Genomic DNA, 21,943 nt, shown 5'->3' with positions numbered 1-21,943 from the left:
CGGATCGTGACCACTTCGGTTTTGAATACGGCAAATCGGGAATACACCCATGCCAAGTAGGCGCTATTTATGGGGAGTCGCCGCCATTGTCAACACAGGTCAGCGCGATTCCTACCCAATGCGAAAACGAGGCCAATTTTTCGCCGAGATCATGCGTTGCGCGTAATTTGCCCCACGATTTTTCTGTTCGCAAACGCGCATTCCCACCAGATCGAATTCTCATCGGTTTAAGGCCAAGCGCGCCCGCTTCGCGGCAAGTTGTTCCCTGAACAATGTCACCAGCCCAGATAACACAACGATTCCCGCCCCAATAAGCGTGAACGTATCTGGCCAGTCATCAAACACCACAAACCCAAGGACAAGCGCAAAGAGGATCGCCGTGTAGCGAAAAGGTGTCACAACCGCGAGGGCTCCTACCCGCATCGAACTCACGGAAAACGCATACCCGACAACCAAGAATGCCGACGCTCCTACGAGCAAGAAAACCTGTTGGGCTCCGATGTCCTGCCAAGGCTCCGAGGCACCTCCCCCTAGAACAAACAGAGCGAATCCTAAGCCCGCATTCCCGATGGTCGCAAAAAATATAACGGGCAAGGTCCTAACGGTGGGGGAAAGTTGGCGTGACGCAAGATCGCGTAACGTCACGGCAAAGACCGCCCCCAAGGCATAGAGCGCATAGAAATTGAAATCAGTCCCGGGCCGGACAATGAGTATCACCCCGCAGAACCCAGCAAAAATCGCAGTCAGCCTACGCCAACCAAGCGGCTCCCTGAAAAAGAGGGCCCCTGCGAGGGCGACAGTTAAGGGGAGCGATTGCATAATAGCCGTGGTGTTGGCCAGAGGCATATGCATGAGGGCCGTTATGAAAAGGAAAGAAGCAGAAACTTCACCGACGGTCCGCCAAAAAACGATCCAGCTATCGCGGCGGGTCAAACGAAGGTCTAGTCCTCCTGTGAACTTTGCAAATGCGACAATCATCACCCCGACAATCACAGCTCGAATCAACAAGCCTTGATAAAATGGCATATCCTCTAGCAGGACTTTCATGAACGCATCGTTCACCGTAAAGCCCGCCATCGAAGCGCTCATCATCGCGGCGCCGCGTAAATTTTCACCCTGCGTAGACTCGTACATTAGAGGTCCTGTAATGTGTCAAAAGGGATCGGAAAATGCGTATCGATACCCGTCTTGATCTCCGCGTTGGAGAGCTTGTTTGAATGTCCGACAATCACCGGATCGCTGTCATTGTCCCGATGGATTGCGCGAATGAAATTTGGTTCCGAGACATCGGAATAAAGATTAAAGAATTGACCGAGAAATCGATGATTGCGGGCATAGACATTTTCGGGGTGCCCCGCTTGGGCGAAAAGTGCCGAGCCAACCGATAAAGGTGTGCGTTCGCAGGCGTCAAAAATGCGATTTTCGCCGTTTTTAATCTGAACGTAAAACCCTCGATTGAAGGAAAGCGCAATAGGTTGCTTCGGTTTGCAAAGGGGTTCTAACTTCCGCGCCGTTCGCTTTAGGCGTTTGATATAATCATTGGAGACCGCATCATCATCATCCAGCCGAAAACTCGTCCGGTGGCTAAAACCGTCTTGAGGGATGCTGTCATAGACTTTGCGAATGGCCGCATAATTGTGTTCACTCTCACGCGCAACGATCCGTGCGTTCGAGAGCGGAGCAAGTAGCGCCTTAAGGTTGTCTTTTGCCGCTAGCGGGAGGCTGTTCCCCACAAGGAAGACGCACGTAAAATCGGGGTCGGTTTGCGCAAGTAAAGACGGCAGGCAAAGCTTTTCGAACAAATAAAACCGGCGTTCAAGCCTCTCAGGATCATAGAGAAACGCCTCAAGTTCGTTGAGATCATCACCGCCCTTAGAAAAGCCCGACAGCGCCGGAAACGAGAACCGAACAAGACCGATCACTTGATTGTTGTAGTCCTGAGCCATGGGCGATCTCGCGGTTGTTTTTTGACAACCTAGGCCTGCCTTTTCGATTTTCCCAGCCCAAAGTTCGCACCAAGCGGCGATAAACGGAAAAGGCCCCCGCGTTGGTAAACGCAGGGGCCCAATTTAATTTGCTAGTCGGACTTTATTAAGAGTCGCGGCTTTCTTCGGTCTCGGAAGCGGGTGTTGAGAACACATCGCCGCCGATCACGTCCTTGGGCACCACAGGGGCAGCAATTGCGGCTGCCTGCTCGGCTTCCGCGCGGCGGGCTTCCAGAACCACGTTGTCACGCTGAACAGCAATGGCACGCGCTTGTTGCGTGGCACCACCGGTGCCAGCAGGGATCAAGCGGCCCACGATGACGTTCTCTTTGAGGCCAACCAGTTTGTCGCGCTTGCCTTGGACCGAAGCCTCGGTGAGCACGCGGGTTGTCTCTTGGAAGGACGCCGCCGAGATGAACGAACGCGTTTGAAGCGACGCTTTGGTGATACCAAGAAGGATGGGTTCCCCAGATGCAAGACGGCGACCAGCGGCCTCCGCTTTGGCATTTGCGGCATCAAACTCGGCTTTATCCACGTGCTCGCCTTTGAGCAATGTGGTTTCACCGCTGTCCAGAATTTCCCATTTCTGGAGCATCTGACGAACGATAACCTCGATGTGTTTATCGTTAATCTTCACGCCCTGGAGACGGTAAACTTCTTGAACTTCCTCGACCATATAGTTGGCAAGAGCTTCAACACCCATAACTGCAAGAATGTCATGCGGCGCAGGGTTGCCATCCATGATGTAGTCGCCTTTTTGGACGAAATCGCCCTCGGCTACTGGGATGTGCTTCCCTTTTGGAACCATGTATTCCACTGGCTCCAGACTCTCGTCTTTTGGCTCAATCGAGATCCGACGCTTGTTTTTGTAGTCGCGACCGAAACGAACAAAGCCGTCGATTTCTGCGATGATCGCGTGGTCTTTGGGACGACGTGCCTCAAAGAGTTCCGCAACCCGTGGCAGACCACCGGTAATGTCCTTGGTTTTCGCGCCTTCACGAGGAATACGCGCAATCACATCACCCGCTTGAACTTCCGAGCTCTCTTCTATCGAGAGCACAGCGTCAACCGACATTGGATAGGAAACAAGGTTGCCCACATCATTGCGCAACGGTTCACCATCTTCACCAATGATGAAAATCTCAGGCTTGAGTTCGTTGCCTTTAGGTGCAGCACGCCAATCGATAACGATTTTCTGTGTCATGCCTGTTGCGTCATCGGTTTCGTCGCGCACGGAAATACCGCTTACGAGGTCCACGAATTTCGCAGTACCCGCTTTTTCGGCAATGATTGGGAGCGTATAGGGATCCCATTCAAACAGTTTGTCGCCACGGGTAACATTCGAACCCGCTTTGACGTGGATTTTCGAACCGTAGCTGATCTTATGACTTACAAGCTCAGCGCCGCTTTCGTCCTCGATTGTGAGGAGCATGTTGCGGCCCATAACAATCGATTCACCCGAAGAGTTCTTAAGCAGAAGCTCGTTCTTGAACCCGACTTTGCCTGTGTGGCTGGCTTCTTGGAACGACTGTTGACCACCCTGTGCAACGCCACCAATGTGGAACGTCCGCATTGTAAGCTGTGTGCCAGGCTCACCAATGGATTGCGCCGCGATAATACCAACCGCTTCGCCTTGGTTCACCAAAGTACCGCGTGCAAGGTCACGACCGTAACACATGGCGCAGACGCCTTCTTCGGCCTCACATGTCAACGGGCTCCGCATCCGCATCGTTGCCACACCAGCAGCTTCGATAAGGTCGGATTTACGCTCGTCGATGACTTCGTTTTTGGAAACGATCACTTCGTCGGTGCCTGGTTTCAGGACATCCTCCGCAGCAACACGACCCAGAACGATCTCGGCGATGCTTGCAACAACTTCACCGTCTTTTACCGCAGCTTCAGCGGTAATAGACAATTCCGTTCCACAGTCATGTTCGCGAACGATACAATCCTGAGCAACGTCCACCAGACGACGTGTCAGGTAACCCGAGTTCGCCGTTTTAAGCGCGGTATCAGACAGACCTTTACGTGCACCGTGGGTAGAGTTGAAGTACTCAAGAACCGAGAGGCCCTCTTTAAAGTTCGAGATAATCGGTGTCTCGATGATGTCGCCGTTCGGCTTGGCCATAAGACCACGCATCCCGCCGAGCTGTTTCATCTGAGTAACCGAACCACGCGCACCAGAGTGGGCCATCATGTAAACCGAGTTCGGCTCCATTTCAGCGCCATTTTCGTCAATTTTCAGAGCGGAAATGGTGTTCATCATCGCATCAGTGACTTTGTCGTTACACTTGGACCAAGCATCGACAACTTTGTTATATTTCTCGCCCTGAGTAATCAGGCCGTCCATATATTGAAGTTCGAAATCACGCACTTGATCGCGTGTTTCGTCAACGGTTGCCCATTTTGTATCTGGGATAACCATGTCGTCTTTGCCAAAGGAAATACCCGCTTTGAACGCTTCACGGAAACCCATAGTCATGATGTGGTCACAGAAGATAACCGACTCTTTCTGACCGCAATAACGGTAGACCGTATCGATGACTTTCTGAACGTCCTTTTTCCGCAGCAAGTTGTTGACCAACTCAAACGGTGCTTTTGCATTCTTCGGCAAAAGCGCACCAAGGCGCACACGACCAGGTGTGGTTTCAAACCGCACCATGATCTCGTTGCCTTCTTCATCGATTTGCGGAACCCGCGCGATGATTTTGGAGTGCAAGTGAACGACACCAGCATCAAGAGCGTGTTGAACCTCATCCACATCCGCGAAGGCCATGCCTTCACCAATCATGCCTTGACGCATGAGAGTGATGTAATAAAGGCCCAAGATCATGTCCTGTGACGGAACGATAATTGGCGCACCGTTGGCGGGCGACAAAACGTTGTTCGTGGACATCATCAAAACACGTGCTTCAAGCTGTGCTTCAAGGCTCAAAGGAACGTGAACCGCCATTTGGTCGCCGTCAAAGTCAGCGTTAAAGGCCGAACAAACGAGGGGGTGAAGCTGAATAGCTTTCCCTTCAATCAGGATCGGTTCAAACGCTTGGATACCAAGACGGTGAAGCGTCGGCGCGCGGTTGAGCATAACGGGGTGTTCCCGAATAACCTCATCCAAGATGTCCCAAACTTCGGGACGCTCTTTTTCCACGAGTTTCTTGGCTTGCTTCACAGTGGAAGACAGGCCTTTGGCTTCAAGACGCGAGTAGATAAACGGTTTAAACAGTTCCAACGCCATCTTCTTAGGAAGACCACATTGATGCAGTTTCAACTCAGGACCGGTCACAATCACCGAACGGCCAGAGAAGTCGACGCGTTTACCCAAAAGGTTTTGACGGAAACGGCCTTGCTTACCTTTGAGCATGTCAGACAATGATTTCAAAGGACGCTTGTTGGCCCCAGTAATCACACGACCACGACGGCCGTTGTCAAACAGCGCATCAACGGATTCTTGCAGCATACGTTTTTCGTTGCGCACGATGATATCGGGCGCACGCAGCTCAAGAAGGCGTTTCAAACGGTTGTTACGGTTGATCACCCGACGATACAGATCGTTGAGGTCGGAGGTCGCAAAACGACCGCCATCAAGCGGAACCAAGGGGCGCAACTCTGGCGGGATCACTGGGATCACCGTCATAACCATCCACTCAGGACGGTTGCCGGACTCAAGGAAGCTCTCAACGATTTTAAGACGTTTGATGATCTTCTTAGGCTTCAACTCACCCGTTGCTTCGGCCAAGTCGGCCCGCAGCGTTTCGGCCTCGGATTCAAGGTCGATCAAGGAGAGCATTTCACGGATCGCTTCAGCGCCAATACCGGCAGTGAAAGCGTCCATGCCGAACGCGTCTTGGGCGTCCATATACTCTTCTTCGGACATCAATTGACCATAAGTGAGGTCGGTGAGGCCCGGCTCGATCACAACGTAGTTTTCAAAGTAGAGAATACGTTCAAGATCGCGCAGTGTCATATCCAGCATCAGGCCGATGCGCGATGGCAACGACTTGAGGAACCAGATGTGCGCAACAGGTGCTGCAAGTTCAATGTGGCCCATGCGCTCACGACGCACTTTTTGAAGCGTAACTTCAACACCACATTTCTCGCAGACAACGCCGCGATATTTCATACGCTTATATTTGCCACAGAGACATTCGTAGTCTTTGATGGGGCCAAAAATACGCGCACAGAAAAGACCGTCACGCTCTGGTTTGAACGTACGATAGTTGATGGTCTCTGGCTTTTTGATTTCGCCGTAAGACCACGAGAGAATCCGTTCCGGGCTCGCCAAAGAAACTTTGATCTCGTCAAAAGTCTTTTGGGGTGTGAGCGGGTTAAACGGGTTGTTTGTAAGTTCCTGGTTCATTTTGCGTTCCTTATAATCAGGGGAAGGTGGGATGAGTAAGGCACGGGGCCCTACTCATCCTCCTCCGCATCCAGGAGTTCCATGTTCAGGCCGAGGCCCCGGACTTCTTTGACAAGCACGTTGAAGCTTTCGGGCACACCGGCCTCGTAATTATCTTCACCTTTGACAATGCTTTCATAGACTTTCGTCCGTCCAGCAACGTCATCGGATTTCACGGTCAGCATCTCTTGCAGCGTGTAAGCCGCGCCATATGCTTCGAGTGCCCAGACTTCCATCTCCCCGAAACGCTGGCCACCGAACTGAGCTTTACCGCCCAAAGGTTGCTGCGTGACAAGACTGTAAGGCCCAGTTGAACGTGCGTGGATTTTGTCGTCCACGAGGTGATGCAGTTTGAGCAGGTATTTCATACCCACGGTCACTTTACGGGCGAATTGCTCGCCTGTACGACCATCAAACAGAACCGATTGACCAGAAGTGTCAAAGCCAGCCCGCGTCAACGCGTCGTTAACATCCGCCTCTTTGGCGCCGTCAAAAACCGGTGTCGCGATTGGCACACCGCCGGTAACGTTACCCGCAGCTTCCAACAATTGCTTTTCAGTCATGTCGGCGATGCCTTCGTCATAGACATCATCGCCATAAGCAAACTTCATCGCATCCCGAACAGGGGTCATATCGCCAGAACGGCGGTACTCGCCGAGCGCTTCGTCGATTTGGATACCCAAACCACGGCTCGCCCAACCCATGTGGGTTTCTAGGATCTGACCAACGTTCATCCGCGAAGGCACACCCAGTGGGTTCAAACAGAAGTCAACCGGCGTACCATCCGCGAGGAACGGCATGTCTTCCATAGGCACAACCTTAGAAATAACACCTTTGTTCCCGTGACGACCCGCCATTTTATCACCTGGCTGAAGCTTACGCTTCACAGCAATAAAGACTTTAACCATCTTCATCACACCCGGAGGCAAATCATCGCCGCGACGTACTTTCTCGACTTTATCCTCGAAGCGCGCTTCCATCATCTTTTTCTGAACGTCGTATTGCGCGTTCAGAGCTTCGATAATTTTTGCTGCTTCTTCATCTTCAAGTGCGAGCTGCCACCATAGACCCTTGGACAACATGCCCAATAGATCTTCGGTTACTTCGGACCCAGGCTTAACGCCCTTCGGACCCTTGGCAACGGTTTTACCCAGAACCATAGATTTAAGACGCTGATAGATGTTGCGATCAAGAATTGTCAGCTCGTCGTCGCGGTCACGCGCCAAACGTTCGACTTCTTCACGCTCGATTTGCAACGCACGTTCGTCTTTTTCAACGCCGTGGCGGTTGAAAACACGAACTTCAACAACAGTCCCGAAATCACCCGGTTTCACACGCAACGATGTGTCACGTACGTCAGAGGCTTTTTCACCGAAGATCGCGCGAAGAAGCTTTTCTTCAGGCGTCATTGGGCTTTCGCCCTTCGGTGTGATTTTACCCACAAGGATGTCACCGGGGTGAACTTCCGCACCGATGTAAACAATGCCGGCCTCGTCGAGGTTGCGCAGCGCTTCTTCACCAACGTTTGGAATATCGCGTGTGATTTCCTCAGGACCAAGCTTTGTATCACGTGCGGCGACTTCGAATTCTTCGATGTGAACCGAAGTAAACACGTCGTCACGAACGATACGCTCAGAGATCAGGATGGAGTCTTCGTAGTTGTAGCCATTCCAAGGCATAAACGCGACAATCACGTTTTTACCCAAAGCCAATTCGCCAATATCCGTGGACGGGCCGTCAGCAATAACTTCGTTTTTGCCGACAATATCGCCTACTTTTACCAACGGGCGTTGGTTAATACAGGTGTTTTGGTTTGAGCGTTGGAACTTACGCAGACGATAGATGTCTACGCCAGCATCGCCGAGTTCAAGATCATGCGTCGCACGAACAACGATACGCTGCGCATCAACTTGGTCAACGATACCTTGGCGTTTCGCCATGATCGAAGCACCGGAGTCGCGTGCAACCACTTCCTCAATACCAGTCCCAACCAAAGGCGCTTCAGCCTGTAGCAATGGAACGGCTTGACGCATCATGTTCGAGCCCATCAAGGCACGGTTGGCGTCATCGTTTTCGAGGAACGGAATAAGCGAAGCCGCAACCGAGACCAGCTGTTTTGGCGAAACGTCGATCAAGTCGATGTTTGCCGCTGGGCTCAATGTATACTCGCCAGATTGACGTGCAGACACGAGGTCGTTTTTGAACTTGCCTTCGTCATCGAGCTGCGCGTTTGCTTGCGCAACCGTGTGACGCATCTCTTCGGTAGCCGACATGTACTGAACTTCGTCAGTCACTTTGGTGTCGACAACCTTGCGATAAGGCGTTTCGATAAAGCCGTATTTGTTCACGCGGGCAAAAGTCGCCAGCGAGTTGATCAGACCAATATTCGGACCCTCTGGAGTCTCAATTGGACACATACGACCATAGTGTGTTGGGTGAACGTCACGAACCTCAAAGCCCGCACGTTCGCGCGTCAAGCCGCCAGGCCCAAGCGCAGAAAGACGACGCTTGTGCGTGACTTCCGAGAGCGGGTTGGTTTGGTCCATGAACTGCGACAGCTGCGAGGAGCCGAAGAATTCACGAACAGCAGCAGCCGCTGGTTTCGCATTGATCAGGTCTTGTGGCATGACAGTGTCGATCTCGACGGAAGACATCCGCTCTTTGATCGCACGTTCCATGCGCAACAGGCCAACACGGTATTGATTTTCCATCAATTCGCCAACAGAACGCACACGACGGTTGCCGAGGTGGTCAATGTCGTCGATGTCGCCTTTGCCATCACGCAATTGAACAAGCGCTTTGATACAGGAAACGATGTCTTCTTTGCGCAGGGTACGAATGGAATCATCCGCATCCAGATCAAGACGCATGTTCATTTTCACACGACCAACGGCCGAGAGATCATAACGTTCGCTATCAAAGAACAATGTGTCAAACAACGCGCTCGCGCTTTCAACGGTGGGTGGCTCGCCAGGACGCATCACACGGTAGATATCCATGAGCGCTGTGTCGCGACCCATGTTTTTATCTGCCGCCATTGTGTTGCGGATGTAAGGCCCAACATTGACGTTATCGATGTCAAGAACGGGGATCTCGGTGATGCCCGCATCAAGAAGTTCCTGCAAAGAACCGCCCGTGATTTCGCCAGCTTTATCGTACTCGAACGCCAACTCATCGCCAGCTTCGGCATAGATCGCGCCAGTTTCTTCATTGATCATGTCTCGTGCAACAAACTTGCCCAGGATTTGCTCGAACGGCAAAAGAAGCTGAGTAACGGCAGCGTCTTCAACAAGTTTCTTCACGGCGCGAGGAGTGATCTTCTTGCCAGCTTCGGCAATCACTTCACCCGTTTTCGCGTCAACCAGATCATAAGTCGGACGTGTGCCACGTACGCGCTCTGGGAAGAACTTGGTTGCCCAACCTTTGTTCTTCTTAAGCGTGTAGTTCACGGTATCATAATACGCGTTGCAAATGTCTTCTTGATCCATGCCCAAAGCATAAAGCAATGTGGTCACAGGCAATTTGCGACGACGGTCAATCCGTGAGAACACGATGTCTTTGGCGTCGAATTCGAAATCCAACCAAGACCCACGGTAAGGAATGATCCGACACGCGAACAAAAGTTTACCCGAGGAGTGGGTTTTGCCTTTGTCGTGATCAAAGAACACGCCGGGTGAGCGGTGCATTTGCGAAACGATTACGCGCTCGGTACCGTTCACAACAAAGGTGCCATTCGGTGTCATCAAAGGCATATCGCCCATGAACACGTCTTGTTCTTTGATGTCTTTAACCGATTTCGCGCCTGTATCTTCGTCGATATCAAACACGATGAGGCGGAGCGTCACCTTCAAAGGCGCGCTGTAAGTCATGTCACGTTGCTGACATTCTTCTACATCGTATTTCGGCTTTTCGAGCTCGTACTTTACGAACTCAAGAATGGATGTTTCGTTGAAATCTTTGATCGGGAAAACCGACTGAAATACGCCGTTGATGCCTTCGCCGTCGAGGGGCGTAAGCTGATCACCAGATTTCAAGAACAAGTCGTACGAGGATTTCTGAACCTCGATAAGATTCGGCATCTCGAGAACTTCGCGGATTTTACCGAAGTATTTGCGAAGCCGTTTTTGGCCAAGGTAAGATTGAGCCATGTGCGTGGTCACCTTTCAGATTTTTCGCAGAGACATCCAAGCTGGGCAACAGAGACGTATCGCAAAACAAAGCTATTCGGATCTATTCTCGAAACCGGCCCACCGGCTCCGCCCGATCCATTGAACCGCCTCTTAGGAAATGCCCGCGTGCCGCAGACCGTTTCTAAGACGCGATAAGCTGGACCCGGAATAACCCCGGATCCAGCCAATTTTTGCAATCACTCGGGCGCAATGCCCGACGTAATTACTTAACTTCGACTTCTGCGCCAGCTGCTTCGAGCTTAGCTTTGATGGCTTCAGCTTCTTCTTTCGAAACGCCTTCTTTGACAGCTTTGCCGCCAGCGTCTACGAGGTCTTTAGCTTCTTTCAGGCCAAGACCTGTGATGCCGCGGACTTCTTTGATGACGCCGATTTTGGACGCACCAGCAGATTTCAGAATTACTGTGAATTCTGTTTGCTCTTCTGCGTCTGCACCAGCATCTGCTGGGCCAGCCATCATAACAGCTCCGCCAGCAGCAGGCTCAATGCCATACTCGTCTTTAAGGATAGTTTTCAGTTCTTGTGCTTCGAGAAGGGTAAGACCAACAATCTCTTCAGCAAGTTTTTTCAGATCAGCCATTATACTGTTTCCGTTCGTTTAAGTTGTGTTCCAACGTGTAAGGACAATCCCCACGAAGGCTCATGTTGCTTAAGCAGCAAGCTTGTCTTCAATTGTAGACAAGATGCTCGCGATATTGCTTGCAGGCGCGCCAATGGCCCCGGCGATGTTGGAAGCAGGTGCCCCAATGCAGCCAACGATAGAAGCGATAAGCTCCTCGCGTGACGGCATCGCTGCAACGGCTATAACACCAGCGACGTCCAGTGCCGTCTCACCCATAGCACCACCGAGAATTTCCAGTTTGGAATTCCCTTTGGAGTATGCCTGAACAACCTTGGCCGCAGCCACAGGATCTTCAGAGTAGGCGAGAACAGTCATGCCATTGAGGAGGCTCGCAATGCTTGCGCATGGCTTACCCTCAAGGGCGATCTTGGCGAGCTTGTTTTTGGCAACGCGAACAGACCCATCGACTTCGCTCATTTGAGCGCGAAGGTCTTGCATTTCAGCAACCGTGAGGCCTTCGTAGCGGCAAACCACTACAACGCCAGAGCTGTCAAAGATTTGGCCGAGTTCGTCGACCAACTGTTCTTTTTGTGCTCTATCCACAGTTTTCTCCAAATTTGGGGGTTGCCCCCCGGCTCAGTTTGACCCGCCCCCAGTGTGGGATTGGGCCGTTCGGGTCCAATTTCAGGGTCCCGAGGCCAGATCACCCGAGGGTTGCCCCTCGAAAAATTGTCTCGTTCCCCATCTCAGGAAGGATTTATGGCCGAAGCCACCCTCCGTCTCGGACAGGATGGGGCCAAATCGGCGGCCCCACCATTCTGCGGGTTGCCCCGCGGAATTCTTTAGACTGGCTTAGTTGCCAGTTGCGCTTTCAACATTCAAAGTCACGCCTGGGCCCATTGTGGAGCTGACAGCGATCGATTTCATGTAGGTACCCTTGCTGCCCGACGGGCGCAATTTGGCAACCGCATCAACGAAAGCACGAATGTTTTCAATCAGTTGCGCTTCAGTGAAGGACACTTTGCCAACACCAGCATGGATCACACCGGCTTTTTCAACTTTGAACTGAACTTCGCCGCCTTTGGCCGCTTTAACAGCAGCTTCAACGTCCATAGTCACAGTACCGACGCGTGGGTTTGGCATCAGGTTGCGTGGGCCTAGGATCTTACCTAGGCGACCAACAACACCCATCATGTCTGGTGTCGCAATGCAGCGATCGAATTCGATCTTGCCGCTTTGCACGATTTCCATAAGGTCCTCGGCACCAACGATATCTGCACCAGCAGCTGTCGCTTCGTCAGCCTTAGGGCCACGAGCGAAAACAGCAACACGTACTGTTTTGCCAGTGCCGTTTGGCAAGCCAACAACACCGCGAACCATTTGGTCAGCGTGACGTGGGTCAACACCAAGGTTCATCGCGATTTCAACTGTTTCGTCGAATTTTGCAACGGCACTGGCTTTCACCAATGCAACAGCATCTTCAACTGTGAGGTTTGCTTTACCAGCAAATGCCGCGCGTGCCGCGGTTGTGCGTTTTCCGAGCTTTGCCATGATTATTTTACCTCGATACCCATAGAACGCGCAGAACCCATGATGATCAGCATAGCTGACTCAATGTCGTTTGCGTTCAGGTCTTTCATTTTTGCTTCTGCGATTTCTTTGACTTGCTTCGCAGTCACAGTACCCACAGTTTCACGGCTAGGTGTTTTCGCACCCGACGTGATGTTTGCAGCTTTTTTCAAGAAATAAGACGCCGGAGGAGTCTTAACTTCCATCGAGAAAGATTTGTCTTGGTAATACGTGATCACGGTCGGGCAAGGGGCGCCAACTTCAAGGTCCGCTGTTTTCGCGTTAAACGCTTTACAGAATTCCATGATGTTGATGCCGCGCTGACCCAGCGCGGGTCCCACGGGGGGGCTTGGGTTGGCTTTGCCTGCAGGAACCTGCAGCTTCATAGTGCCAGCAATCTTCTTGGCCATCGGGCCTCTCCTTCTTCAACTCACCGCAAACGCGTTTGCGGGACTATGGTTGTGTGGTTCGGATTTCTGAGCGCGCTCAGGTCCCCTCCCACAATTTCGTGCACCCGAAGGCCCACACCACACACTAGATATCTTTTGTTACCTGTGTGAATTCCAACTCGACCGGTGTCGCGCGGCCAAAAATACTTACGGTCACTTTCAGGCGACCATTTGCTTCGTCCACGTCCTCGACCATGCCGTCGAAACCTTCGAACGGACCGTCGGTGACCTGAACTTTTTCGCCGGTTTCGAAATGGATCAAGGTACGTGGCGCCTCTAGACCCTCTTCAACGCGGTTCAAAATCTGATTCACTTCTGCGTCGCGCATCGGCATCGGACGCCCCTGCGGACCCAAAAATCCTGTGACGCGATTGATCGAGGTTACAAGGTGGTAGCCTTCGTCGCTCATCTCCATGCGAATCAAAACGTAACCCGGCATAAAGCGACGCTCGGCGGTCACTTTTTTCCCACGGCGGATCTCAATGATTTCCTCCGTCGGTACCAGTACTTCTTCGATCTCTTCCTCAAGACCGGCTTCCGCAGCAGCAAGTTTAATTGCTTCGGCGATCTTTTTCTCGAAATTCGAGAGGACGCTCACCGAATACCAACGCTTAGCCATTTTGCCACAGTCCTTGTCTCAATTTTTGGGAAAACCCCAAAAGATGTATAAATTCTAAAGGGTTAGTGCGATCCAACCCTGAACAAAAAACAGCGCGCAGCCCGAATCGCTGCACGCCTGCCATGATGTTGATGCCTCAAGTATCCCTGAAACCAAGTGAATTCAAGCCAATTGAGGCGATTTTTTTATGCGAAGAACCCAAGGCCAAATTGCAGACCCGAGCGGATCGCCATATCAACCAAGGAAAAGAAGATTCCCATGAGCGTTGCCATCACCATAACCATCGCCGTGGTCAAAACGACCTCACGACGTGTTGGCCATGTGATTTTCGCCCCTTCGCCGCGCACTTCTTGAATGAACTGAAGCGGATTTGTGCGTTTTGCTGCCATGATGCTGCCCTTTATGCCGTCGCCACATGCGACGAAAGCGATATATGCTATGGTGACGCGCTTGGCAAGGCACGCGCGTTGGTTTGAGTTACTTGCGGGGTTGCCACGCCCCGATCACTTTGACCTTCTCCATCTTCGAGACATCTTCAAAGTCCGAACGATAGGCAGAGGCCGCTAATTCAATCTCATTTTGCGTCCAAGGAGAATATCGTGGGTTTTCAGGCGCCGTCGGGTACAGGGATCGAGCTGCAATGGCCATCTCGCGTTGCTGGGCGCGACTGTCCGTCGGCGACGCTTCCTGCAAGACCTTTTCGACCGCACGTTGCGACATCCCAGAATGGACCCGACGGGCAATCGGCTCAACAAATTGGCCAAGTTTCCATCCAACCAGTTTGCGCATGATTCGCACAAAGTTGGCCGGATAATCCTCATAGCGCCAAACATAAATCTCGGCCACCTCTGGGACAAGACTCAGACGCCGTACAACGTTTGACCAGCGCACGTCGTGAAATGTCATCCCTTCGGAAAAATCTTTGAAAGGTTCGGCCTTCCCGCCAACGAGCGATTGCGAATACGCTGAGGCGATCAAATCGGCGGGATTGCGGACGGCAAGAAAAAGTGACAACGGGCGGCCCCCGAAATAAGGAATAAGCTTTTCCAACTGGGAGTCGGAATTCGGATAAAGGGGGGGAACGCGCCTCCCCTTTTTGATCCGCCACATTGGACCAAGAAAATTTTCTTCGGAGAGCACCAAACGATTGGCCCCGCCCGCCAAGGCCCAAAGTTCTTGTTCGGCCAATTCCTTAGATTTTGGGGGTGTGTTTGTAAGCAGCCCAAACCGACTCTGGAGCGATTTTTTCGGCCCGCGCAGATCTAAAGGCCCTCTGAATATCACCTTGGATTGCGCCAAGAGGTCCGCATTTGCATCCAACGAGTGTTGCAGATGCGTTGTCGCGGTTTTATGCGCGCCCAAATGCATGGAAATCCGGAGTTTTTGTGAAGGGATGTCAGGCAAGGGGATGTGATCCAAATAAGCGCCATGTCGGCGGTACGGGGTTCAACGAGTTAAAAATCATGCTGCTGCCTTCAGGATACCTGCCCCACCTTAGCCGACTTCGCTAAAGTTTCAACGGGAACACCGTACGAATAATCTGAAGGGCGCTGGTAAGGACATAAATCCATTCACCGTTCTGACTTTCTTCAGGCCAAAATGCGCGAGACGCAAGGTGACCTGGCAGGGGCTGAGGGGCTCGAACCCACGACCCTCGGTTTTGGAGACCGATGCTCTACCAACTGAGCTAAACCCCTAAAGTCGTCGCAGGAAGTACGGCACCCAGCGATTGGAATCAAGAGCGATTTACAACAATCAAGCAATCTCCGCCCTGTGAGGTCGAATTTACCTTTCAAGGCGGATTATTTCGCAGCCTTAGAAACGGAAACCGCCTTCAAAGCGCCAATATCCGCGCCGACAATGAGAGGAAGGTGACGTTGAATGTCCTCGATCGGCCAATCCCACCATTTAGTCTCCAACAGGGAATCAATCACGTCAGCTTCAAAACGTGGACGGATGGGCTTTGCTGGATTGCCACCAACGATCATATAGGGGCCAACGTCACTTGTGACCACCGAGCCCGTGGCAATGATTGCCCCATCAGATACGATCACGCCCGGCATGATTTTGGCGTCATGGCCGATCCAAACATCATTGCCAATATGCGTATCCTGAAATGCCTCCGTGTTTTGTGCGTAAACGCCCATGGTTTCCAGGTTAAAGATCGCAAAGGGATAGGTTGAAAAACCGCCCATCGGATGGTTCGCCGAGCTCGTAATAAACAGCACACCCTGTGCAAATTGGCAGAACTTACCAATCGTCAGGCGCTCAGGCGCACCCGCATAAAGATAGGGTGCAATGCGGCTCGCCCAATCCTCAACGGGGTGGAATGAGTTGAAGTAACTGTAATCGCCAATCTCAATATTGGGGTGATCAATGACCTGATTGAGGTAAACGAGGTTTTCCAGAACCGTTCCATCGGGGAGGGTTACAGGGTTCGCCGCTTCGGGACGCAAAAAAGAAGAGGGCATGAAAAGCCTTTAGTTGGGTAAATCGTCAAACAAGAAATGCCGTATGTTCGCCCATCTTGTCACGCCGAAAATTTTTGTTTCTCTAACTGAAGATCGCTTTTGAGTTGCTCTAAACGAAAAAGGGCCGCCCGAAGGCGACCCTTTCAAACTCAAGCAGCTAATGCTTACTCGATGATTTTAGAGACAACACCGGAACCAACAGTGCGGCCGCCTTCGCGGATCGCAAAGCGCAGGCCAGCTTCCATGGCGATTGGCGCGATCAGTTCAACTGTGAACTTCAAGTTGTCGCCTGGCATTACCATTTCTGTGCCTTCAGGAAGCGTAACTGTGCCCGTTACGTCCGTTGTACGGAAGTAGAACTGTGGACGGTAGTTCGCAAAGAACGGCGTGTGACGGCCACCCTCTTCTTTGGTCAAAATATAGACCTCAGCTTCAAACTTCGTGTGTGGCTTAACGGAACCTGGCTTACAAAGGATCTGACCACGCTCAACACCTTCACGGTCAACACCGCGAAGAAGCGCACCAATGTTGTCACCCGCTTCACCGCGATCAAGCAGTTTGCGGAACATTTCAACACCAGTACAAGTGGTTGTTGTTGTGTCTTTGAGACCAACGATTTCGATGGAATCCCCAACGTTAACAACTCCGCGCTCGATACGGCCTGTTACAACAGTACCGCGACCAGAGATCGAGAACACGTCCTCGATTGGCATCAAGAAAGGTTCGTCAATCGCACGTGGAGGCTGTGGAATGAAGGAATCAACCGCCGCCATCAACTCAGCGATTTTCTTGGCGCCGATTTCTTCGTCACGGTCTTCCAAAGCAGCCAAAGCAGAACCAGCAATTACGGGGATATTATCGCCGTCATAACCATACTCTGTGAGAAGCTCACGGATTTCCATTTCAACCAACTCAAGAAGCTCATCGTCGTCTACTTGGTCAACTTTGTTCATGAAGACAACCATTTCAGGGATGCCAACTTGGCGACCCAAAAGGATGTGCTCACGTGTTTGTGGCATCGGACCATCGGCTGCGTTCACAACCAAGATCGCGCCGTCCATTTGCGCCGCACCGGTGATCATGTTTTTCACATAGTCAGCGTGGCCTGGGCAATCAACGTGCGCATAGTGACGTGCTTCAGTCTCATACTCAACGTGTGCTGTCGAGATGGTGATGCCGCGTGCTTTTTCTTCGGGCGCGCCGTCAATTTGGTCGTATGCTTGGAAGTTGTCCGAAAACTGCTTCGTAATCGCAGCTGTCAAAGTCGTCTTACCGTGGTCAACGTGGCCGATTGTACCAATGTTACAATGCGGTTTGTTACGTTGGAATTTTTCCTTACCCATGAAAGCCTCATCCTTAAACAAGGGGGCCGGAACCGACCCCACATTACATCGCGGGTGAAGTATGATTTTACGCAGGATAAATCAAGCGTTTCGTTTCATACTTTCCCCTTGATGCCTAAATGTGGCTTCAGCGCCGCTTATTCAAGGATAGTCTTGATCCCCTTGGAGTATTTGACCGCAAGCTTAGGTAAATTTATTGTCGTGTGGGAAGCCACGCGGCGCCATCCGTCCGGTCGCGGCACGCTTGCCCAACCAATCTGCAAGCTCGGTCACGGTCCGCGTACGCCCCGCAGGATCATGCCACGTCAGGCCGTCCGCAATATTGAACGCGCGCGCATCGCTTAGGCCACCATCCTTGAATTTCTGGAGACGCACACCTTTACCGCGTCCCATTTCGGGCAGTTCATCCACAGCAAACACCAGCATTTTATGATTATCGCCAACGGTTGCAACGTGATCGCCGTTAATCGGCAGGCAAACAATGGCCGTCACATCGCCGCGCACATTGAGCACCTGTTTGCCGCTTCGAGTTTGCGCAATCACCTCATTTTCAGGCGCAACAAACCCATCGCCCGCCGAGGAGGCGATCAAAAGCTTGCGGTTCGGAACGTGGATAAACAGGTCGACAATTTCGCTTTCGTTGGCAAGGTCGACCATCAGACGGACCGGCTCACCCATGCCGCGCCCACCTGGTAGCGTACTCGCCCCCATGGTAAAGAAACGGCCATTGGCACCGAGCAAAAGCAGGCGATCAGTCGTTTCAGCATGGAAGGCAAAGCGGGGGCCGTCACCGTCTTTGAATTTCAACTCGCGTGTGAGATCAATATGACCCGACATCGCGCGGATCCATCCCATTTTGGAGCAGACAACGGTGATCGGTTCACGCTCAATCATGGCTTCGATCGGCACGTCTTCGACTTCAAGCGCCTCGGCGAATTGAGTACGACGTGCGCCGCCTTCAAAATTCTTGCCAAATTTTTTCTTGGTTTCCCGCAACTGTTCGGAAATTTTTGACCACTGGAGATCTTCGCTTCCCATCAATTCGACGAGACCCGCTCGTTCCAGAGTTAGGGCGTCATTCTCTTTTTTGAGTTCAAGTTCTTCCAGCTTTCGCAAGCTGCGCAAACGCATGTTCAAAATGGCTTCAGCCTGAACTTCAGTCAGTGCAAACTCTTGCATCATCACGGCGCGTGGATGATCCTCAAAACGAATGATTTCGATGATGCGATCAAGATTGAGGAACGCAATAATGTACCCTGCGAGCACCTCTAGGCGGTGATCGATTTGCTCCAACCGGTACTGGCTGCGCCGCATAAGCACATCACGACGGTGATCCAAAAACGCCCGCAGAACCTCTTTGAGGCTGCAAACCTTCGGCGTCAAACCATCGATCAGCACGTTCATATTCATGCTAAACCGCACCTCAAGATCGCTGTTGCGATACAGGGTGTTCATCAAAACTTCAGGTATTACATTCTTTGATTTCGGCTCTAGAACGATGCGCACATCTTCGGCGCTTTCGTCCCGCACATCCCCAAGAATCGGCACTTTCTTAAGCTGAATGACTTCAGCCAGTTTCTCGATCAATTTACTTTTCTGAACCTGATAAGGAATCTCGGTGACAACAATTTGCCACGTGCCGCGCCCCAAATCCTCAACTTCATATTTACACCGCAGTCGGAACGAACCCCGCCCTGTGCGATACGCCTCGACGATGTTTTCGCGCGGCTCTACAATGATGCCGCCCGTCGGGAAATCTGGACCGGGCACAAAGTTCACCAAGGTCTCGTCCCGCGCATCGGGCGTTTTGATCAGATGCAAACACGCGTCAACAAGTTCAACAACATTGTGGGGTGGAATGTTGGTGGCCATACCAACGGCGATCCCCGTTGACCCATTAGCCAACAGATTTGGGAAAGTCGCAGGAAGCACCGTTGGCTCCGTTAGGCGCCCGTCATAATTATCCCGAAAATCAACGGAGTTTTCGTTCAATCCCTCAAGCATCGCTTCCGCGACAAACGTCATACGCGCCTCGGTGTACCGACTGGCCGCTGGATTGTCGCCGTCGATATTACCGAAATTCCCTTGGCCATCCACCAGTGGATAGCGCACGTTGAAGTCCTGCGCCAAACGGGCCATGGCGTCGTAAATCGCCATGTCGCCGTGAGGGTGGAAATCCCCCATTGTGTCGCCCGAAATTTTGGCCGACTTCAAATACCCCCCCGTCGAATTCAGACGCAGCCGATTCATCGCATAAAGAATGCGTCGGTGCACAGGCTTCAGCCCGTCACGCGCATCGGGTAACGCACGATGCATAATCGTCGAAAGCGCATAGGTCAGGTAGCGGTCCCCAATTGCGCGGCGCAACGGCTCAGCTATTTCCACAGGTTCGATGTCGGAGGGGTCGTTTTCTTTGCTCATAAAACGGTGATAACGCCGAGAATTGGTGCGCACAAGAACTAGGTCGCTTCCTGCAAAATTTTGCACCACGAACTGTGCGCGCAATTACCCTTGTTTTTTCATGCCTCAAAGGTGATCACTCAGATACACATCGCGCGAAAGAAAAATATGCCCAGCAAATCCATCCTCATTACCGGCTGCTCTAGCGGCATCGGATATGACGCGGCCCATGGCCTCAAGAACCGAGGATGGCGTGTTTTTGCTACCTGTCGCCAAGAAAAAGACTGCGAACGCCTTCGCGCCGAGGGGCTGGAAAGCTTCCCGCTAGATTATGCCGACGAGGCCAATATCGAGGCGGCGCTTGCCGAATGCCTTGCGCGCACCGGAGGCACGCTTGACGCCTTATATAACAACGGAGCCTTTGCTGTCCCTGGCGCAGTTGAAGACCTTCCCCGCGCCGCACTTCGGGAAATATTTGAGGTTAATCTCTTTGGGTATCATGACCTTACGTGCCAAGTTATCAAGATCATGCGCGCACAGGGGCACGGAAGAATTGTCAATTGCAGTTCAATACTTGGCTTTGCCCCCATGCGTTGGCGCGGCGCGTATAATGCCACGAAACACGCGATGGAGGGGCTTACCGATACACTGCGTTTAGAGATGCGGAGCACTCCGATCAAAATCATCTTGATTGAACCCGGTCCGATCACGTCGAAAATCCGGCAAAACTCTATTGCGCATTTTGAACGTCACATCGACATTGAAAACTCGCCACGCAAAGCTCAGTATGCACAACTTACAAAACGACTTTATGCAGATAAGAAACCAGATACGTTTGAGTTGCCTGCATCGGCAGTCACAAAAAAACTCATTCATGCCCTCGAAAGCCCGCGCCCCAAGCCTCGATACTATGTAACAACCCCGACTTATGTGATGGGCTTGCTGAAACGCGTTACATCGACACGAATGTTGGATAAGGTCTTAGCCAAGTTCTAGGGTGCGCAATAGTCGCACACCGCGATTTGACCTTGCAGCCCCTATAAATGCCCGTAAGTCTGGACAAAACCGAAAGGAAATTTCATGAACTCGGATCCGCTTTTTCTATTGGTCGTTGCGGCCATTTTGCTCGTCTTGGGCATACTTATCGTCGGCCTGGTTGGCTTTATGTCCGGCGGCGAGTTCAATCGCAAACACGCCAATCGTATCATGCGGTATCGTGTGGGGGCACAGCTTGGGGCCGTAATATTAATCGTCATTTACGTTCTTTTGCGGCGTTAGGGGGCGAAATGGTTGTTCTCAACAAAATCTACACCCGTACAGGTGATGCTGGTCAAACTGCACTGGGGAATGGCGCTCGCGTCGATAAATACGATGCTCGCGTAAATGCATATGGAACGGTCGACGAAACCAATGCGACCGTCGGGCTTGCACGGCTCCACGCCGACGGTGAAATGGACGTACAACTTGCACGGATTCAAAACGATCTATTCGATCTAGGGGCCGATCTTTGCCGCCCAGATTTGGAATCAGACGCGACGGCGGAGTACCCCCCTCTTCGGATGAACAATGCGCAAGTCGACCGGCTTGAGGCCGAAATTGACGCCATGAATGCAAATATTCCGCCATTGCGCAGCTTTGTTTTACCCGGAGGAACGCCCCTCGCGGCACAACTTCACCTGTCGCGAACGGTGTCCCGTCGCGCCGAACGCCTCACAGTTGAACTTGCGAGTCTCGAATCTGTAAACCCTGCGGCTGTGAAATATCTAAACCGTTTGTCAGACTGGTTTTTCGTGGCCTCACGTGCCGCAAATAAAAACGGCGCAAATGATGTGCTTTGGGTTCCTGGGGCAAACCGTTAGCGCCAACATCGAAAAAACGCCGCGTCCCAAGGGACAGACCGTCGATTTTGCTCTATTTTCTGTCGCCCCAAAAGGCTAGATAAAATCGAGAGCTTGTTAGGTT

Annotated in this window: 17 protein-coding genes and 1 tRNA gene; 3 read left to right on the top strand and 15 right to left on the bottom strand. The window is 52.1% G+C overall.

Annotation, left to right across the window (positions count from 1 at the left end; translation table 11 throughout):
- Nucleotides 1–219: 219 nt before the first annotated feature.
- The 15 genes from AB9F26_RS00725 to parC all read right to left on the bottom strand — a co-directional run bounded on the left by AB9F26_RS00725 (nt 220) and on the right by parC (nt 20,002).
- Complete coding sequence (locus tag AB9F26_RS00725; RefSeq protein ID WP_369767070.1) at nt 220–1,134, bottom strand: DMT family transporter; 915 nt, start codon at nt 1,132–1,134, stop codon at nt 220–222.
- Complete coding sequence (locus AB9F26_RS00720; RefSeq protein ID WP_335586679.1) at nt 1,134–1,946, bottom strand: glycosyltransferase; 813 nt, start codon at nt 1,944–1,946, stop codon at nt 1,134–1,136. Before AB9F26_RS00720 ends, AB9F26_RS00725 begins: the two co-directional genes overlap by 1 nt.
- A gap of 145 nt (nt 1,947–2,091) precedes the next feature.
- Entirely contained in the window at nt 2,092–6,342 is a 4,251-nt protein-coding gene (gene rpoC / locus AB9F26_RS00715; RefSeq protein ID WP_335586678.1) for a DNA-directed RNA polymerase subunit beta', read from the bottom strand.
- A gap of 50 nt (nt 6,343–6,392) precedes the next feature.
- The gene (rpoB, locus tag AB9F26_RS00710; protein WP_039003442.1) at nt 6,393–10,529 is read right to left on the bottom strand and encodes a DNA-directed RNA polymerase subunit beta; all 4,137 of its coding nucleotides are present in this window, start codon (nt 10,527–10,529) and stop codon (nt 6,393–6,395) included.
- 244 nt (nt 10,530–10,773) lie between these two features.
- Nucleotides 10,774–11,148 carry a 50S ribosomal protein L7/L12 gene (rplL, locus tag AB9F26_RS00705; protein ID WP_369767069.1) on the bottom strand — a complete coding sequence of 125 codons (375 nt, stop codon included), beginning with the start codon at nt 11,146–11,148 and terminating at the stop codon, nt 10,774–10,776.
- A gap of 69 nt (nt 11,149–11,217) precedes the next feature.
- Nucleotides 11,218–11,733 (bottom strand): 50S ribosomal protein L10, encoded by a 516-nt coding sequence (rplJ, locus tag AB9F26_RS00700; protein WP_335586677.1) that lies wholly within the window; start codon nt 11,731–11,733, stop codon nt 11,218–11,220.
- Between the two features lie 249 nt (nt 11,734–11,982).
- The gene (gene rplA, locus AB9F26_RS00695; protein ID WP_039003439.1) at nt 11,983–12,681 is read right to left on the bottom strand and encodes a 50S ribosomal protein L1; all 699 of its coding nucleotides are present in this window, start codon (nt 12,679–12,681) and stop codon (nt 11,983–11,985) included.
- Nucleotides 12,682–12,683: 2 nt separating this feature from the next.
- Nucleotides 12,684–13,109: a 50S ribosomal protein L11 gene (rplK, locus tag AB9F26_RS00690; RefSeq protein ID WP_039003438.1), complete on the bottom strand. Its 426-nt coding sequence runs from the start codon at nt 13,107–13,109 to the stop codon at nt 12,684–12,686.
- A gap of 124 nt (nt 13,110–13,233) precedes the next feature.
- Nucleotides 13,234–13,767, bottom strand: coding sequence for a transcription termination/antitermination protein NusG (gene nusG / locus AB9F26_RS00685; RefSeq protein WP_039003437.1), 534 nt, complete (start codon nt 13,765–13,767; stop codon nt 13,234–13,236).
- A 185-nt stretch (nt 13,768–13,952) separates the two neighbouring features.
- A complete protein-coding gene (secE, locus tag AB9F26_RS00680; RefSeq protein WP_039003436.1) occupies nt 13,953–14,156 on the bottom strand; it encodes a preprotein translocase subunit SecE in 204 nt (67 codons plus the stop codon).
- An 88-nt stretch (nt 14,157–14,244) separates the two neighbouring features.
- Nucleotides 14,245–15,171 (bottom strand): hypothetical protein, encoded by a 927-nt coding sequence (locus tag AB9F26_RS00675; RefSeq protein WP_369767068.1) that lies wholly within the window; start codon nt 15,169–15,171, stop codon nt 14,245–14,247.
- A gap of 217 nt (nt 15,172–15,388) precedes the next feature.
- A tRNA-Trp gene (locus AB9F26_RS00670) sits at nt 15,389–15,464 on the bottom strand.
- 105 nt (nt 15,465–15,569) lie between these two features.
- On the bottom strand, nt 15,570–16,238 hold the full coding sequence (locus AB9F26_RS00665; protein WP_369767067.1) for a CatB-related O-acetyltransferase: 669 nt from the start codon (nt 16,236–16,238) through the stop codon (nt 15,570–15,572).
- A 164-nt stretch (nt 16,239–16,402) separates the two neighbouring features.
- Nucleotides 16,403–17,581 carry an elongation factor Tu gene (tuf, locus tag AB9F26_RS00660; RefSeq protein ID WP_369758199.1) on the bottom strand — a complete coding sequence of 393 codons (1,179 nt, stop codon included), beginning with the start codon at nt 17,579–17,581 and terminating at the stop codon, nt 16,403–16,405.
- Between the two features lie 183 nt (nt 17,582–17,764).
- A complete protein-coding gene (gene parC, locus AB9F26_RS00655; RefSeq protein WP_335585418.1) occupies nt 17,765–20,002 on the bottom strand; it encodes a DNA topoisomerase IV subunit A in 2,238 nt (745 codons plus the stop codon).
- 147 nt (nt 20,003–20,149) lie between these two features.
- On the opposite strand from parC, the gene AB9F26_RS00650 reads away from it, so the two are divergent.
- The 3 genes from AB9F26_RS00650 (at nt 20,150) to AB9F26_RS00640 (ending at nt 21,840) form a co-directional block, all read left to right on the top strand.
- Nucleotides 20,150–20,977 carry an SDR family NAD(P)-dependent oxidoreductase gene (locus AB9F26_RS00650; protein WP_039000044.1) on the top strand — a complete coding sequence of 276 codons (828 nt, stop codon included), beginning with the start codon at nt 20,150–20,152 and terminating at the stop codon, nt 20,975–20,977.
- Between the two features lie 84 nt (nt 20,978–21,061).
- A complete protein-coding gene (locus AB9F26_RS00645) occupies nt 21,062–21,259 on the top strand; it encodes a twin transmembrane helix small protein (protein ID WP_039000046.1) in 198 nt (65 codons plus the stop codon).
- A gap of 8 nt (nt 21,260–21,267) precedes the next feature.
- Nucleotides 21,268–21,840, top strand: coding sequence for a cob(I)yrinic acid a,c-diamide adenosyltransferase (locus tag AB9F26_RS00640; RefSeq protein WP_369767066.1), 573 nt, complete (start codon nt 21,268–21,270; stop codon nt 21,838–21,840).
- Nucleotides 21,841–21,943: the final 103 nt, after the last annotated feature.

The sequence above is a fragment of the Falsihalocynthiibacter sp. BN13B15 genome (assembly GCF_041205415.1).
Classification (GTDB): domain Bacteria; phylum Pseudomonadota; class Alphaproteobacteria; order Rhodobacterales; family Rhodobacteraceae; genus Falsihalocynthiibacter; species Falsihalocynthiibacter arcticus.
This window is presented reverse-complemented; position numbering and strand designations above follow the sequence as displayed.

Bases quoted from the DNA above. Each gene is read 5' to 3' on its own strand.
- AB9F26_RS00725 (WP_369767070.1), bottom strand. From the start codon at position 1,134: ATGTACGAGTCTACGCAGGGTGAAAATTTACGCGGCGCCGCGATGATG.
- AB9F26_RS00720 (WP_335586679.1), bottom strand. From the start codon at position 1,946: ATGGCTCAGGACTACAACAATCAAGTGATCGGTCTTGTTCGGTTCTCG.
- rpoC (WP_335586678.1), bottom strand. From the start codon at position 6,342: ATGAACCAGGAACTTACAAACAACCCGTTTAACCCGCTCACACCCCAA.
- rpoB (WP_039003442.1), bottom strand. From the start codon at position 10,529: ATGGCTCAATCTTACCTTGGCCAAAAACGGCTTCGCAAATACTTCGGT.
- rplL (WP_369767069.1), bottom strand. From the start codon at position 11,148: ATGGCTGATCTGAAAAAACTTGCTGAAGAGATTGTTGGTCTTACCCTT.
- rplA (WP_039003439.1), bottom strand. From the start codon at position 12,681: ATGGCAAAGCTCGGAAAACGCACAACCGCGGCACGCGCGGCATTTGCT.
- rplK (WP_039003438.1), bottom strand. From the start codon at position 13,109: ATGGCCAAGAAGATTGCTGGCACTATGAAGCTGCAGGTTCCTGCAGGC.
- nusG (WP_039003437.1), bottom strand. From the start codon at position 13,767: ATGGCTAAGCGTTGGTATTCGGTGAGCGTCCTCTCGAATTTCGAGAAA.
- secE (WP_039003436.1), bottom strand. From the start codon at position 14,156: ATGGCAGCAAAACGCACAAATCCGCTTCAGTTCATTCAAGAAGTGCGC.
- AB9F26_RS00665 (WP_369767067.1), bottom strand. From the start codon at position 16,238: ATGCCCTCTTCTTTTTTGCGTCCCGAAGCGGCGAACCCTGTAACCCTC.
- tuf (WP_369758199.1), bottom strand. From the start codon at position 17,581: ATGGGTAAGGAAAAATTCCAACGTAACAAACCGCATTGTAACATTGGT.
- parC (WP_335585418.1), bottom strand. From the start codon at position 20,002: ATGAGCAAAGAAAACGACCCCTCCGACATCGAACCTGTGGAAATAGCT.
- AB9F26_RS00650 (WP_039000044.1), top strand. From the start codon at position 20,150: ATGCCCAGCAAATCCATCCTCATTACCGGCTGCTCTAGCGGCATCGGA.
- AB9F26_RS00645 (WP_039000046.1), top strand. From the start codon at position 21,062: ATGAACTCGGATCCGCTTTTTCTATTGGTCGTTGCGGCCATTTTGCTC.
- AB9F26_RS00640 (WP_369767066.1), top strand. From the start codon at position 21,268: ATGGTTGTTCTCAACAAAATCTACACCCGTACAGGTGATGCTGGTCAA.